Genomic DNA, 14775 nt, shown 5'->3' with positions numbered 1-14775 from the left:
TGCCCGTCAGTGCAAATCAGCTGCGCTTCTGCCGATGCGCGTATGTGGCGTCGAGTCGTTCGCGCAGGTGGTTTCCGGCTGTGATGGGTGGGTAGAGGGGAGGGCGGTCCTCGCTCTGGCAACCCGGCAGGCATTCCACCAGCGCGTCCGGATTGGCATCGAAGAAGAAAGCGATCGAATAGCGCTCTCGCCCGCTGCGATTGACGACGCGGTGCGGCGTGGAGACGTAGATGTCGTTGCTCCAGCGCATCAGGCAGTCGCCGATGTTGCATACGAAGGTGCCGGGAAGGGGCGGTGCACTGATCCACTCCCCGTTGCGCTTGCGCACCTCCAGGCCGCCGGCATCGCTTTGTGTGAGCAAGGTGAGGTTTCCATAATCCGTATGCGCGCCCGCGCCGAAGCGGGTACCATCGAATTGACCCGGATGCGGGGGGTAATGGAGCAACCGAAGCGTCGCCATCGGGCGGTCGATCATCGGCTGGAAATAGTCGGGGGCGAGGCCGAGGTCGACGGCGAAGGCGCGGTGCAGGTCTTCCCCCAACTGGCGCATTGCGCGGTAATAGGCGCTTGTCGTCTGTTGGAAGCCGGCCAGTTCTGGCCATTGATTGCCGCCGACCGAATCCTGAACCTCGCGGTGAAGCTCGTCAGGTTCGGGTTCGCGCCCAAGATTGAAGGCCTCCTTCGCGTCGGCGAGAGTCGCGGGATCGAGGCTCTCGGTGCCGAAGCCTGCGTAGCCCCGATTGTTGCCCACGCGAGCGATGGAGAGCGCCTCCTTCGCCGATGAGGGGAGGGCGAAGAACGCAGCGGCGGCGGCATAGGTTTCGTCCACCAGTTCCTCAGCAACGCCGTGATCGCGAAGATAGAAGAAGCCGATCTCGCGTGCCGCCGCGCCGATCTGGCCGGCCACCAGGCGCAGCCCCTCCTTGTCGCCCGAGCGGGCGGGGGCGAAATCGATGATGGGCAAATCGGCTGCGGGAACGGTCACTGCGATTCTCCGAAAAGGTGCGGGCGAAGGGTACCCTCCGCCCGCCTGGGTGCCTTAGAACCTTGCGGTCGCTTTCAGGATTGCCGTCCGGCCTTCGCCAGGGAAGGCTGACCCCTCTGTGTCCGTGCTTCGCTGCGGCACGTAATATCGCTCGTTGAGGATGTTGTTCACGTTCAGCGCGAAGCGGTAGCGCCCGATTTCGTAGTGGAGCGAGCCGCGAAGGAGAACATAATCGGGGTACTGGATCGCGCCGGGGAGATGCCCGCTGGTCTTCTCCACATAGTTGCCGCCAAGGGTCGCGCCCAAGCCGTTGCCTACTTCGTAATTCGCGAAGAGGCCATAGACGTTCCGCGGCTGGGTGCGGTCGACATACCCATCTTCCAGACCTTCGAAGCCGGCGGTTGCCGCCTGGTAGATGAAGCCCCACCCATCGGTATAGTCGAGACCGACATCCTCCGGCGTCACGACGAGGAACGAGCTGCCGGAAATCTCCGTCTTCTGATGCGTATAGACAGCTGAGAGGCCGAAATTGCGATTGATCGCCCAGCGCAGTTCGCCTTCGATACCCTTGGTCGTCGCTCCCACGAAATTGCCGCTGAGGAGTTCGGACTGCGTGCGCCGCTGGCGATAGATCGAGGCCGACGCGAACAGGCGGCCGTCGAAGAAGCTGCCCTTCACGCCGCCTTCGGTCAGATCGGCAGGGGATAGGAAGGTGTCGTTCGCGACATTGCCTGGCGCGACCGCACCACCCTGCAGTGTCTCCAGCGCGTAAGAGCGCGAACGGGTGAAGTAAGGGACGATGCCCCACGGCGTGTCATAGCGGACGCTGCCCGACCAACTCCACGCGCCCTTGCTTGCGGAGTAAAGCGTATTGCGCGCGACAGAATAGTCGATGAAGCCCCTGTTGATCGCTTCGACATCGTACCAGTCATAGCGTACGCCGCCGGTGAACTTCAGGCTGTCCAACAGGCCGATATCGGCATTCAGGAATCCGGCGTATTCGTCGACCTCGGAATGATAGACCTGATCAAACGGCTCGCCGGACACATAGACCGGGTTGAAGATGCTGTCTGCCGTAGCGCCCACCGAGATATCCTGCCGGTCCAGCACCATGTAGCCGCGCGCGAACACGTAGGATTCGTCCGCTTCATAACGACGGTATCCCGCACCCACGACGAAGTTGGTGTCCAGCCATTCTGCGGGCTTTAGCTGAGCAGTGTAGGAGAGCCGCAGCTCTTCCGCCCGGTCGCGCAACGACTTGGCGAAGCCGTAGCTGTTGTAGCTATCGGCGTTGAGATCATCGAAGAAGCCCTGGAGCGCAAGTCTGCCCGGACCAGCCTGGCGCCCCAGGTCGAAATAGAGGGTTGTGGTCTCGCTGTCGCCGAAGTCGTATGAGGAGGTCAGCAGGGTGCGTCGGTCGAGCTTGACCTCTCGGATCGTATCCGGATCGAGTCGGCTGTAGTCGCTGGCGAAGCCGAAATATTTGGTGACTCCGCCGATCGCGACAATGTCGGCCGGTGTTATGTAGGCCGCCCCTGGCTGGGCAATCTGGGCGATCGGGCTGCCGGACACGTAGATGCCGCTATCCATAAGCTCTTGCGTGAGGCGGTTGACGCCGGTGCTGCCCTGCATTCCGCTGGCGTCGTAGTACTGGCCGCCGACCTGAAAGTCCCAACCTCCTGGGAGATCCGTGGCGAAGCCGGCCTGCGCCAGCGTATGGCGCGGTTCGATCCCCCGGAAATATTGCGACGCCTGGACCTTCTCGACGTAAACATCGACACCCGCGTCATAGTCTCCGATCTTGAAAGGCGTGCCATATTCGGCGGAGGCGCGATAATAGTCGTAGGTGCCGACCGACGCGACTATCTCACCCCGCGCGGCGAGTCCGTTCTTCATCCGCATGGCGCGCTCGGAACGCGGGGTAAAGTTTACGTAGCCGCCCGCCCGTCCGGTGCCATAGGCCGGGGAGGCCGGGCCGCGCACGATTTCAAGGCTTAGTGCGGACTCGATCGGAGTGACATAGGTACCCTGGTTCTCCACGCGCTTGAAACCACGGAAGAAGTTGTCCGCATATTCGCCGCGAATGTTGACCGTGCCGTCGACCCCATAGAAGCTTGCCGTAAACACGCCCGGCGTCACCGCAATCAGATCGCGCACAGTGGTCAGGCTGTACTGGTCAATCATCGACAGCGACACGGTGGATGTCGCACGTGGGGTTTCGAGCTGGCTCATCCCCAGCCCGAAGGCATCGGTATCTTCGGGGAGAATCGCCGATTTCTGCAGCTGCCCGGTCACCACCAGGACATTCAGCCCCTCGCTTTCCTCGTCGCCCGTGCTTTTCTTGACAGGCTCGTCGACGCCAGGCGTCGCCTGCGCATGGATCGGAGCGGCCGCAAAGAGGGCGAACGCGAGTGCAGATAAACCGACTTCGCGCCGAGCATTGATCTTCAGTTTCATAACGTTCCCTCACTTGATTATTTCGCTGCCCAAGCTTCAGCAGAACCCTCCCCAGGGTCATAAAATTATTTAATATTATGATTTGAACATGTTGTCGTAAAATTTGACGAAGAACCGTTTCATGTATTCTTCGTTATTGAACGGCTCGAATTGCGCAGGATTTTCATCGGTGATGAAGTTCTTGTGCGGTTCGACTGTCACATCGATATCAGGGTTCATAAAGAGCGTGGCGGAGTAGCGATCCACGGGCTTGCGGCTGACTACGCGGTGGAGCGTCGAGACGAAGTGGCCGTTGGTCCAGCCCATCATCGTGTCGCCGATATTGATGATATAGGCGCCGGGCACATAAGGCGCGGAGATCCAGCGCCCGCTCGCTTCCTGTACTTCCAGACCGCCGACATCGTCCTGCAGCAACACGGTGAAGGTGGAAGCGTCGCAATGCGCACCCACGCCGACATCCGACCCGCCCTGAAGGTCTTGACGAGGAGCGGGATAGAAGTTGAGTCCGAACGTTGAGAGCGGGCTCTTGTGAAAGCGGGAGAAGTAATCCTCCTCCAGCCCCAAGGCCAAGGAGAAGGCGGCCATCAGTTCCTGGCTGAGCGCGAGCAGCGCCCGCTGGTTGACGATCATCGTCTCCACGAAGTTCGGCGCCCCCGCCGGCCATAGATTGCGCTGGAAGGCCGGATCGCCATTACCGAAATTCGGATCGCTGGCGAGCAGCACGCGCATCATGTTGAACTGCTCGAGCGTGCCACCTGACACGCGCGACTTGCCGGCTTCGGGTCGCAGGGAGCCGCCCGGCTTGGTACCTTCGGTCGCGCCGCGCGGCGGCACGTATCCGCACCATTGCCCGTCCTCTATCGGAGCTGACTTCATCTTCTCGTCAAACGAGCGGGCGAAGAACGAGCGGGCTTCCGACAGCACGGCTTCCCGCACCGCATCCGGTACGCCGTGATTCACGATGTAGAAGAACCCGATCCGCTCGCAGGCTTCACCGATTTGCGCGGCGATCGCAGCGCGATCTTCGGCGCCACCCTTCAGGAATTTGCCGAAGTCGATGACAGGGATCTCCTCGACCCGGACAGTTTCGGCTTCTTCGTAGCGCAAGTCGACTTTCGACATGGCGGGAGGTACCTCGCAATGCAGTGAATGGATGTAACGATGTGGTGTGCCGCGCTGGGCGGCCGGAGCGGGTCCGGGCGGGTCAGCCCGGCTCGCTACTTCGCCGCCCGAAGCCGGCTAGCCATTGGCTCAACCGGCCGTCCGGCCGAAGATAGGGCTCAAGCGCGGCGGCAAGCACGATCAGCAGGCCGACATAGACCTGGACCCAATTGCCCTGGACGCCGACCAGTACGAGCCCGGTCTGGAGCATGCTGACGATGAGCGCGCCGAGAAGCGTGCCCGTGGCGGTTCCGATCCCGCCGGTGATGGCCGCGCCGCCGATGATCACCGCTGCGATGATCGCCAGCTCGCCTCCAGCCCCGGTGTTAGGAGCACCGATGCGTAGCCAACCAGTTGTCAGCGCACCCGCCAGGCCGCAGGCCGTGCCCAGGATGGTGAAGGTCCAGATCTTGATGCGTCCGGGGTTAACACCCATTTGCAGCGCTGCCTTGACGTTTCCGCCGGTGGCGTAAAGCCGGGCGCCGAACAGGGTATAGCGCAACACGAAACCGCTGATCGTAAAGGCTGCGAGCGCCCACAGCACCTGCACGGGGACCGGGCCGATTTTGCCGCCCGCCACATCGAAGAACGAACTGGCATATTCGGCGGGAATGTCGATCGAAAGCCCCATGGTGATAACCAGCGCCAGGCCGCGCAGCAGGCTTAGCATGCCGATTGTGAGGATGAATGAGGGGACTCTCAGCTTCACCGTCATCAGGCCGTTGAACAACCCGATCACAGTGCCGAGCGCGAGGGCTAGCAACGCGGCCAGCCAGGGATTCCAGCCCCACTCAACGATCGCCATCGCGGTCACGACACTACACAAGCCGTAATTCGAACCGATCGACAGATCGACTTCACCGGCGATCACCAGATAGGTCAGCGGGAGGCCGATAATCAGCGTAAAGGCTGCGATACGCAGGATTTCGAACTGGGTCTGGCTGTCCAGGAAATGCGGCGAATTCGTTGCGAAGGCGATGAAGAGCGCCACGATAACCACGAACATGGCACTCTGGCGGTTCAGCAAGTTGGCGAGTGTCGTACCGCTCATTGCGCGTACTCGCTCGTAGCCGGAGCAATTCCACCGTCCCCGCCCATTACCAAGCTGACGATCTGCTCCTTGGTGACGTCGGCGAGGGAGAGGTCTGCAACCTTGCGGCCGAGCCGCAGCACCGCTGCGCGATCAGCCACGGCGAAAACGTCGTCCATGTTGTGGCTGATCAGCAGCACGGCATTGCCCTGGTCGCGCAGGCGGCGGATCAGATCGAGCACCTTGGCCGTCTCCCGCACGCCGAGCGCCGCAGTCGGTTCGTCCATGATCACCAGCTTGCTGCCTCGAACGATCGTGCGCGCCACGGCCACAGCCTGCCGCTGCCCGCCAGACAGATAGCGCACACTGGTGGTGACGGGCGGAAGGTTGACCTTGAGCTGGGCGAGGATTTCCCGCGCCTGACGGACCATTCGTTTGCGGTCGAGCAGGAAGCCGAACCGCACCGGCTCGCAGCCGAGGAACAGGTTCTCGGCAATGCTGCGATCCTCGATGAGAGACAGGCCCTGGAATACGGTCGCGATCCCGGCATTGCGTGCATCCAGGGGGCTGGCGAACCGCACGGAGCGCCCCTCCAGCAGGATCTCGCCCGAACTCGGCGGGAACACTCCGGAAAGCATGGTGATGAAGGTCGATTTGCCGGCGCCGTTGTCGCCTAGCAAAGCAGTAACTTCGCCTGTGTGGAGATCGAGCGAAACGTCGTCCAGCGCGGTGACATGTCCGAAATGGCGCGAGGCATTGCGCACGCTGACGATGGGCTCGGAAGACCGGGTCATGAGCCTGTGGCCTCCGCTCGCCACGGCTGCGCCCGCGGGGTCGGTGAAGTCATGATAAGCCATAAGCTTCCGCCGCCGCCTTGCGGCGCTGATAGCTGTCGATCACCGCGTCGACACTTTTGGGTGTGACCCATTGAAAGCCGGGGGAGATGTCTCCCGCAGGCATGCCACGCTCAAGCATCGACCATGATGCGAGGACGGCCAGGAACCCTTGGTAATACAGGTTCTCATCGAGCGCGAAGGTGAGCTCGCCATTCTTGAGCAGAGTGAGTGATTTGAGGCTGCTGACCCAGCCTCCAACCACCGTGCCGGACGCTCGTTTACCGAGTTCGGCGAGCGCCTTGGTCAGGGGTATGGTGGACATTTCGCCCCCTGCCGCCGCATGTGCCACCACATCGGCGGTCTCAGTGATCTTGGCCTTGTAGAGGCCGACTGCGAGGGCGGAATCGGTCGCGGCATTGTCGGGGAAGGTCACCATCCGCAAGCCGCCCGTGACTTCCGCGAGCCCCTCGCGCACGCCGGCAATGCGCTCTTCCACGTTGAGCGAGCCGGGAAATGGATTACCCACCAGCACGCTTCCTTGGGAAATGCCCCGGGCCGCCAGCTCGTCAGCGATATGGCGCCCCATCAGCTTGCCAGTGATCTTTGGCGTCAGGCCCACGAAGGGCACATTCAGCTTCTCGAGCTCCGCGGGATTGTTGGCAGAATTTACGACGGCAAAATGGGTGCCGCCCTTCTGCCCGGCAGCAATCTCGTCGATCACGGCCTGATACCAGTCCACTGTGAGGACCACGTCGGCGCGCGAGGTCACCGCCGTGCGAATGGCGTTGATATGCGCATCCGGTGTCGCCAGCGCATTGAGGATCCGGTCAAAGCGCCAGCCGAGCATATCCGCGGCATCGGCGGCACCCACTGAAATATCCGTCACGAAGTCCGAACCGGTGGTGCCGACGGCCCAGGTGACCGTGCGGACGGGACCAAGCGTGCCGCCTTTCGCTTTGGCCGCGCCTGATCCCCCGCAGGCGCCCAACGCCATCGCCGCGCCCAGCATCGGCGCGTTACGAAGCAAGTCTCGTCTCGTGTTATTCAGCAATGGATGCTCCCAGTGCAGTCCGGCCGCCAACCGCCGTCCTGCCGCGGGATGATGCTGCGCAACAAAGGCGTTCGAATCCAGTTTAATTTGCTAGGGGTGCCATTCGAAAAAACTGCACAGGGAGCCTTACCCGAGATGTGGTGCGCTTCCCCTCATCATCGCTGCAGCCAGGTGCTGGATGAGCACGGATGTTGCGGCGGACTGCGCGCGGCCAGATGCGCTGATCAAGGTCAGCGCGGAAAGCGGTAGTTTGGTATGGGCGATCATCGCAAAATGGAGCTCTCCCGCCTCGAGTTCGGCTTCGACCTCGATCGGGGTGAGAAAGCCGATACCCGCGCCATGCATGACGAGCGACTTTATCAGCGTGACCGAGCTGGCCGCGGCGCTGAAGCGGGGAAGCTCGCCGACGCTCGCGGACCATGCATTGTTGAGAATTGTCCTCATTGCGTTTGACCTGTCCGGTCCGACGAGCGGGTGTTCACCGCATTCGGAGAGTGTCACCTCTGCCTTTTTTGCCAGCGGGTGATCCGGGCGCATGATTGCCCCGACCTGGTAAATCATTGCCTGCTCGACCCGCAGGTCATGGCGGTCGGGCGGATTGAAGCCCAGACCGATATCGGCTTCGCCGCTCAGGACGCTATCGACGACCTCCTGCGAGATCATCTGGTGCATATGAAAGACGATCCCCGGATAGCGCCTTGCGAATTCCTCGAGGCTGCGGGTGACGAAATTGCCGCTGCCCTCGACGAGCGCGACACTTACTTCTCCCCGTCGCAGACCGCGCATCTCGTCGATCTGTGCCTCGACGTTGCGCAAATCGCGGCGCCAGCGGCGCACTGCCGCGACCAGCACTTCTCCGGCGGCAGTCAGCCGCAAACCCTTGGGCATCCGCTCGAAGAGCGGGACGCCGAGCTTCTCTTCCATCAACAGGATCTGACGATCGATAGCTGAGGGGGTGATGTTCAGATTATCCGACGCCCGGCGGATCGACCCGCAACGCGCGACCTCATCGAAATACAGAGAGAAGCGAGACAGCATCTATCGTCTTATCCTCATTCTTGCGATCAAGCGCGATGCGCGAGGGAGATTGTGCCCGGAAGCCGACGATTGTCTGCGTCAGGCTGCGTGGCAGGAAAAGCGCAAACGAGTTCGATTATGCCGGCGCAACCCGCGCTCAGCCATAGCGGCCGATCGCGGCGAGGAACTCCACTTGGCTGGCACAGCCGCTCTTCGCCAGGATGCGGTGGACGTGATTGCGCACGGTGCCGACCGAAACATGCGCGAGACGCGCAATCTCCACTGGCGCACGCCCCTGCAGGAGATGTTCGGCCACCCGGCATTCTGCAGGAGTAAGGCCGTAAAGCTCGGCGGCGATCTGCATTCGGCGCAGTGTGGTTGGGCTCTCCCCGCGGAAAACGAGCATCGCCGCGGCGGCGAAGGTGAAGCTGTGTCCGCCCGGCAGCGGCAGGATCTCGAGTGCCATCGCCCTCCCGTCACAGTCGGTCAGCACCATCGGGCCGGGCGGTGGGATATCCACCCCTTCACGCGATTGCAGTGCGCGGCGCAGCATCGCGTCGAACTGGGCTCGGTGTTCCGGCCGCTGCGGATGCAGCCGCCCCTGCACCAGCCGCAGGAAACGTCCGCCCGCCACCACCGTTTCTCCGCGCTCGGTCAGTGCTCGCACATTGCCGGCGATATCGACGATTGCCGCGGCGGTCTCCAACTGGTCGAGCGTGGCGGCGAGCACGTGAAGCGCCTGGTCCTCCACCGAATTGCGCAGGATCACCGCTGCGCGTGCGTGGCCGGAGAGCAGGCGGAAGGCGCGTTTTTCAGCGCTATGCATCTCACCTTGTGCGACCGTGCGCAAAGCGGCCAGCCCGATCAGTTCGTCGCTGCGTTTCCGCAGGTTGGTGATGCAAGTGTAGCCGATCCCGTTCCGGTCGATCCAGTCGCCGAATTCGGGCGAGCGCAGCCGGTCCTGCTCGGGCGTGAAGTCGCCTTGGTCCCGGAACTCCATCTCACCGGCCGCGAGGCCCGCGCGTACGCGAGAATTGATGTGCGGATCGCCGCCGCCCACTGCGAGGAACTCACCGGTCGCTTCGCTGGGCAAGCGAGTCATGATGTTGAGCGGCACTAGCGAGCGGCGCCCGATGGCGATCAGTTGTCCGGTGCGGGAATTAAGAGCGTCGGCGAAGGTGTTGAGAGCATTCTCCCAAGGCACGAGGCCGAGCGCCGCCTCCCGAAAGAGGCCTGCAGATTGCATGAGTTCACCCGATCTCGGCAATCCCCGTCCCTCTCTGCACCTGACTTCCCGCTGACGCTGCCGCTGCCGGCTGGGGCGACCGGCCAATATCTACAATATTGTAGTCGCGACGCGACCCAATTCTGTCTTAGCACCACGGTCCGGAGCGATCGGGTGTCCGTAAGCAACTCCCAGCGCGGGTCAGACGGCCAGCCCTTCGCACCAAAGAGGGACGTGGTCGCATGAATGTATCCGTATATTATTTTCCTGCAAGCGAGCGGCCCACCGCCCTTTCCGCTCTGCGTGTCCGGGGGAACGGTGGCGGTGGTGGCGCGGGAACCGGAGCAGACAGGCCGCGCGCCGGTGGATATCACGCCGCGAATGCCGGGTGCGACGGGGAGCCGCAGCGCGGCCAAGCGGCAATGCTGGTCGTCGGCCCGCTTGCCTACGAGCGCGGTACAGCCACGGTGTTATATCGGGGAGAGCGGCTTCAGATCGACCGGCGCAGCTTCGCTGTGCTTATCGCCCTGCTCGAAGCAGGCGGCCGACCAGTGAGCAAGTATCGCCTTCTCGAAACGGCTTGGCCAGGCCAGATCGTGCACGAAAACTCGCTCGCTAAGGCTATCAGTCGCCTCCGCGCCGCTCTGGGAGAGGACGGGGCGCTGATCCGCTCGATCTATGGTGAGGGCTACTGCCTGCTCCCCCCCGACCCCGTCGCCGCCCCTTTGGCGGCTACCCGGGGCGACGCGGGGCGGCTCGCCAGTGCCCCCGCGTTTCAAGCCCGACTGATCCACTGGCTCGCCTTCCTTTCCGGAAGCGTGCGCGCGCTGCTCCGATAACGGCAATCGAGCTAAAGCAGAGGTGGGTGCGTTGCTTAGCGGAGGGCGGCCTCGCCTGGCGGGCGCATGCCGTAGGGCAGTTCCGAGGTGAAGGCGTGTACCTCAGCGATTTTGCCGTTCTCGAAGCGCAGAACATTCACCACTTGAAAGCTCGCGGGATAACCTTGGCCCTGCGTGGCGGGCGCATCCTCGAACGTGCGATAGACCGCCAGGCCGCTTTCCTCGTCCATGGCGAGGAGACGGCGATCGCGCACCGCCCCGATCCGCGGCAGACCGGGCATACCCGCCACCTCCCCGCATTGCGCCACTTGCTGCCCGTTGACATGCCAGCGGCACTGGCTGGCAAACACATCCGGCGCATCGCCCGCCTCGATGGACGCGAAGAGTTGCGTCGCGACCGTGGACATGTCGGCGCGGCTTGTGCGCCGCGGCGCGGGCAGGGCGGCGAAGGCAGGGGCCTCATCCGGCGCCGCATAAGGGGGGCCGTATTCGGAGCGGCGGATCAGCGCATCGACATTGCCGATCGCCTTGCCATCGGCCTCCATCGTGATCGCGGCCCACGCCGGCTGGCCGTGCTCCTCGATCCGGCCGATCCAGACGGCCCTGCCGGTCTGGGCATCCGAAACCACGAGCGGGTTCCGATCCACGGAATCGACTGCCGCCCAGATGCCTTCACCCACGCGGATGCCCACGCTGTTTTCCGCATAGCCCACCCGATCCGACCAGTTCAGCCCGCGCCAGTCGTCGCTGCCTGCCATTGCGTTGACCAGCGCGCGGACATTCCCGTTGAGGCAGCCATTATCGCATTCCCGCGGGCGCGCGGCATATTCGGGCGGCTGTGAGCCCGGCCCCCAGAAGGGATTGTGCATGAAATAGGGGACATAGGTGAACACCGCCTCGATCCGCTGGATTTCGGCATTGCGGATGCGGAAGGCTTCCAGGAGCGTGATGGAATTGGGCCATTTGAGCACAGTGCGCATCTCGCGCCCGTTGGTCAGGCGATACCTGTCGAACTCGTTGGCGTGGTCGAAGAAGCCTGATGCCACCACCACGCCTCGCTCGACATCTACTAGCGGCAGATGGCGCCGGATCCGCTTGTTGATCTTGTAGATGCCCAGCCGGAACTGCTCCTCGCACCCCTGGGCGATGGCGGCGGCATTGCCCCCTTTGCCGCCTTGCGGTGCAGCGGTGGTGCTGATGCCGTTTTCCAGGCGTGAGCAATCCTCGGCAAAGGGGGCGAACACCTGCCCGTCATTCAGCTCCACCGTGTCGAAATAGGCATCGGCAATGGCCAGCATCCGCTCGCGCGGGCGGCGTTCCGTCTCGGGCAGGACCGCGTTGTATTCGGGGAAGTGCTCCATGTTTTGCCAGTCACCGAAGGGGGCGGGCAGGGCGGTCTTGCGGTGCACCACCGTTTCGATCTCGTCGATCAGGCCCTGGGACGTCACATGCATGCGCAGGGCATAGAAGGCCGGGTTGCCGTTCTCGCGGACCGAGCCGAACCAGGCAGCCTGCCCGGTGATTGGGTCCGCTGCCTCGAGCCCGCTATCGTCGACATCGGTGACGGTTGCCCACAGCCCTTCGCCCGGTGCGAGCGGGACGTTATTCTCGGTGAACAGCACATCACGCGTCAGCGGCAAGGCCGACGCATCGCGCCGTTCGAGCGCCGCCATATGCTGGCGCACAAGCGCGATCAGGCATTCGCGCGCGCATTCGGGCGCGATGACCGCGCTGGGCTCTCCCGGTGCCTGCGCGGCGGCGGAGGGCGCGAGCGCAAGGGCGGAAACCCCCGAAAGGGTGGCAAGCAGCAGGCGATGCGGTGTCATTCTCAATGTCCTCCCCCGGCGTCCTGCCAGTCTTCGTTTGCGCGCGCGATGAGATAGGCGTGGATTGCCCGGGCGTCCTCTTCCGACAGCACACCGGCGAAGCTCGCCATGCCCTTGTCCTCCAGCGCTCCCCCGATGACGATGTCGAGGAATCGATCGTGCACCTCTGGAGTCATCCAGCGCAGATCCTTGACCCCGCCGATCGCGTCCACGCCATGGCAGCGCATGCAGGTCTCACTATAGAGGTCGCGTCCGCGCGAGACCTGCTGCTCGGTGGCGGTCAGGAAGGGAGGGCGGGGCACGTTGGCGGCTTTCGCCATCGGCGGCAGTTCCACGCCCTTGGCGCCGAGCCGGAACACCAGCAGCTTGGCCGAGGCGGTGCGGAACGGCCCGTCGTTGTTCAAATTGTACACCGGAGATCCGCCCCAGCCGGCGTTAACCGCGATATATTGATGGCCGCCGGCCATGTAGGTGATGGGGCCGGCGACCGGTGCCTGGTCGATGCCCATCTCCCACAGCTTCTCGCCAGTGTCGGCGCGGTAGATTGCAACAGTCTTATTGATCGTGCCCTGGATCAGCAGGTTGCCTGCCGTGGTGAGAACGCCGCCCGAGCCGGGATGCGGATAGGGCACGCGCCACGCCTCCCTCTGCGTTCGCGGGTCCCAGGCCAGCAGGTAACCCTTCTCCTTTGCTCGCGCCTCTTCCATCAAGCGCTTGCGCAGATCGGGCTGGTTGCGGCGCTGCTGCCCGCTGTTGGAGCGGTGATAGACGAAGTCGAACTCGCCATCCTGCGCTCGGGCGTAGATGTCCGGCTGTTCCTGCGCGGCGAAATAGACCAGCCCGGTAAGGGGCGACCAGCTCATCGGGTGCCAGCTGTGCGCCGCGAGCCAGCTGGGATTCATCAGATGCGGCGTGGTGGTGTTGTGCGCGCCCGGCTGCAGCACCGGGCGGCCTGTCTTCATGTCGATCCGGTTTGCCCAGCTGTTCTCGGAAACATAGCTTTTGGCACTGATAAGCTCGCCCGTGCCGCGATCGAGCACGTAGAAGAAGCCGTTCTTGGGCGCCTGCATGATCACGTCGCGCTTCCGCCCGTCGATCTGCATATCCGCAAGGATCATGGGCTGGGTGCAGGTGTAATCCCACTCTTCCTCGGGCACCATCTGGTAGTGCCAGCGATACTCGCCCGTATCGGCATCGACTGCGACGATCGAGCACAGGAACAGATTGTCGCCCGCTCCATCGCTGCGGAATTTCCACATATGCGGCGATCCGTTGCCAGTGCCGATATAGACAAGGTTGCGCTCGGCATCGAAGGCGAAGCTGTCCCACGCCGTGCCGCCGCCGCCATATTTCCACCATTCGCCGTGCCATGTGGGCAGGGCGATCTTCATGGCGCTGTCCGATGCTTCGCCGTCCGGTCCATCGGCAGGGTTGCCGGGCACGGTATAGAACTTCCACAGGCGCTTGCCCGTCTCGGCATCATAGGCGGACACGAAGCCGCGTACGCCGTAGTCGGCCCCGCCATTGCCGATCACCACCTTGCCATCATAGACGCGCGGCGCACCGGTGATCGAATAGGCGTTGAGGCGGCCTTCGCGCTCGAAGGTCTGGGTGGTCCAGACTTCCTTGCCGGTCGCCATGTCCAGGGCGATCAGCCGCCCGTCGAGCGCACCGATGTAAAGCTTGCCCTCCCATGCCGCCAACCCACGGCTGGAGGGACCGCAGCAGGCGAGCCGTGCCCATTCGCGGCCGACCTGCGGATCGAAGGTCCACAATTTCTCGCCCGTCGCCCCATCATAGGCGGTGACGACGTTGTAGATGCTCTCGTTATACAGCACCCCGTCCACCACCAGCGGGGTCGCCTGCACGCCGCGCGACGTTTCCAGATCATCGAACCAGGCAAGGCCCAGTTCGCCGACATTGCTGTCATTGATCTGCCTGAGCGGGCTGAAGCGTTGTTCGCCCCAGTCCCGTCCGTGGCTCAGCCAATCGCCCGCCTGCGCGGACGCATCGACTTCGCGCATTGTCGCGGCGTCGACCTGCGTTGTCAGCGTTTCCCCCGCGGGGGCCTCAGCCATTTGGCCGGCGGCCACGCAGGCGCCGAGAACGGTCAGGGTCAGGAGCGCGAGCCCGCAGTTGCGCACCCGCGCAGGCGCCGTGAAACGTGCGCGATCCCCGCTTTCGAACAAGTCTCTCTCCCCCATGCCGGCCTGCCGCGTGGTGCGGTGGCCCGTCTTGTGTTCGCGTTTGAATAGCATATGCTCCTATTCCAAAGCCGCATAGACCGGTTCGGGGGAGGATCATTCGGGAATGGGACAGACGCCGGAAAAGCGGTGGGGCGGCAGGCC

General features: G+C 63.5%; 11 protein-coding genes. 1 reads left to right on the top strand and 10 read right to left on the bottom strand.

The features are described 5' to 3' along the window. Positions 1 to 16: 16 nt before the first annotated feature. The 8 genes from AEB_RS14825 to AEB_RS14790 all read right to left on the bottom strand — a co-directional run bounded on the left by AEB_RS14825 (position 17) and on the right by AEB_RS14790 (position 9783). Positions 17 to 985 (bottom strand): isopenicillin N synthase family dioxygenase, encoded by a 969-nt coding sequence (locus tag AEB_RS14825; RefSeq protein ID WP_197714441.1) that lies wholly within the window; start codon positions 983 to 985, stop codon positions 17 to 19. A gap of 54 nt (positions 986 to 1039) precedes the next feature. Next, complete coding sequence (locus tag AEB_RS14820) at positions 1040 to 3442, bottom strand: TonB-dependent siderophore receptor (RefSeq protein WP_119083826.1); 2403 nt, start codon at positions 3440 to 3442, stop codon at positions 1040 to 1042. 75 nt (positions 3443 to 3517) lie between these two features. Further along, a complete protein-coding gene (locus AEB_RS14815) occupies positions 3518 to 4549 on the bottom strand; it encodes an isopenicillin N synthase family dioxygenase (protein ID WP_172593117.1) in 1032 nt (343 codons plus the stop codon). A 97-nt stretch (positions 4550 to 4646) separates the two neighbouring features. Further along, the gene (locus AEB_RS14810; RefSeq protein WP_119083824.1) at positions 4647 to 5654 is read right to left on the bottom strand and encodes an ABC transporter permease; all 1008 of its coding nucleotides are present in this window, start codon (positions 5652 to 5654) and stop codon (positions 4647 to 4649) included. After that, a complete protein-coding gene (locus tag AEB_RS14805; RefSeq protein WP_119084672.1) occupies positions 5651 to 6427 on the bottom strand; it encodes an ATP-binding cassette domain-containing protein in 777 nt (258 codons plus the stop codon). Before AEB_RS14805 ends, AEB_RS14810 begins: the two co-directional genes overlap by 4 nt. 49 nt (positions 6428 to 6476) lie before the next feature. Beyond that, positions 6477 to 7550 (bottom strand): substrate-binding domain-containing protein, encoded by a 1074-nt coding sequence (locus AEB_RS14800; protein WP_145985315.1) that lies wholly within the window; start codon positions 7548 to 7550, stop codon positions 6477 to 6479. A 96-nt stretch (positions 7551 to 7646) separates the two neighbouring features. Continuing rightward, positions 7647 to 8558, bottom strand: a complete 912-nt coding sequence (locus AEB_RS14795; protein WP_119083822.1) for a LysR family transcriptional regulator — start codon at positions 8556 to 8558, stop codon at positions 7647 to 7649. 136 nt (positions 8559 to 8694) lie between these two features. Beyond that, positions 8695 to 9783 carry a helix-turn-helix transcriptional regulator gene (locus tag AEB_RS14790; RefSeq protein ID WP_119083821.1) on the bottom strand — a complete coding sequence of 363 codons (1089 nt, stop codon included), beginning with the start codon at positions 9781 to 9783 and terminating at the stop codon, positions 8695 to 8697. 401 nt (positions 9784 to 10184) lie between these two features. Here AEB_RS14790 and AEB_RS14785 point away from each other — a divergent pair, with 401 nt between their 5' ends. Beyond that, a complete protein-coding gene (locus AEB_RS14785) occupies positions 10185 to 10601 on the top strand; it encodes a winged helix-turn-helix domain-containing protein (RefSeq protein WP_172593116.1) in 417 nt (138 codons plus the stop codon). 35 nt (positions 10602 to 10636) lie between these two features. On the opposite strand, the gene AEB_RS14780 is transcribed toward AEB_RS14785, so the two are convergent. Further along, on the bottom strand, positions 10637 to 12427 hold the full coding sequence (locus AEB_RS14780) for a hypothetical protein (RefSeq protein WP_119083819.1): 1791 nt from the start codon (positions 12425 to 12427) through the stop codon (positions 10637 to 10639). 2 nt (positions 12428 to 12429) lie between these two features. Beyond that, on the bottom strand, positions 12430 to 14685 hold the full coding sequence (locus AEB_RS14775; RefSeq protein WP_231958761.1) for a PQQ-dependent dehydrogenase, methanol/ethanol family: 2256 nt from the start codon (positions 14683 to 14685) through the stop codon (positions 12430 to 12432). Positions 14686 to 14775 lie beyond the last annotated feature (90 nt).

It is taken from the genome of Altererythrobacter sp. B11 (genome assembly GCF_003569745.1).
Taxonomy (GTDB): Bacteria; Pseudomonadota; Alphaproteobacteria; order Sphingomonadales; family Sphingomonadaceae; genus Croceibacterium_C.
Note: the sequence above shows the minus strand (reverse complement) of the source record. Positions and strands in the feature narration are given on the sequence as shown.

Bases quoted from the DNA above. Each gene is read 5' to 3' on its own strand.
- AEB_RS14820 (WP_119083826.1), bottom strand. From the start codon at position 3,442: ATGAAACTGAAGATCAATGCTCGGCGCGAAGTCGGTTTATCTGCACTC.
- AEB_RS14810 (WP_119083824.1), bottom strand. From the start codon at position 5,654: ATGAGCGGTACGACACTCGCCAACTTGCTGAACCGCCAGAGTGCCATG.
- AEB_RS14805 (WP_119084672.1), bottom strand. From the start codon at position 6,427: ATGACCCGGTCTTCCGAGCCCATCGTCAGCGTGCGCAATGCCTCGCGC.
- AEB_RS14795 (WP_119083822.1), bottom strand. From the start codon at position 8,558: ATGCTGTCTCGCTTCTCTCTGTATTTCGATGAGGTCGCGCGTTGCGGG.
- AEB_RS14790 (WP_119083821.1), bottom strand. From the start codon at position 9,783: ATGCAATCTGCAGGCCTCTTTCGGGAGGCGGCGCTCGGCCTCGTGCCT.
- AEB_RS14785 (WP_172593116.1), top strand. From the start codon at position 10,185: ATGCTGGTCGTCGGCCCGCTTGCCTACGAGCGCGGTACAGCCACGGTG.
- AEB_RS14780 (WP_119083819.1), bottom strand. From the start codon at position 12,427: ATGACACCGCATCGCCTGCTGCTTGCCACCCTTTCGGGGGTTTCCGCC.
- AEB_RS14775 (WP_231958761.1), bottom strand. From the start codon at position 14,685: ATGCTATTCAAACGCGAACACAAGACGGGCCACCGCACCACGCGGCAG.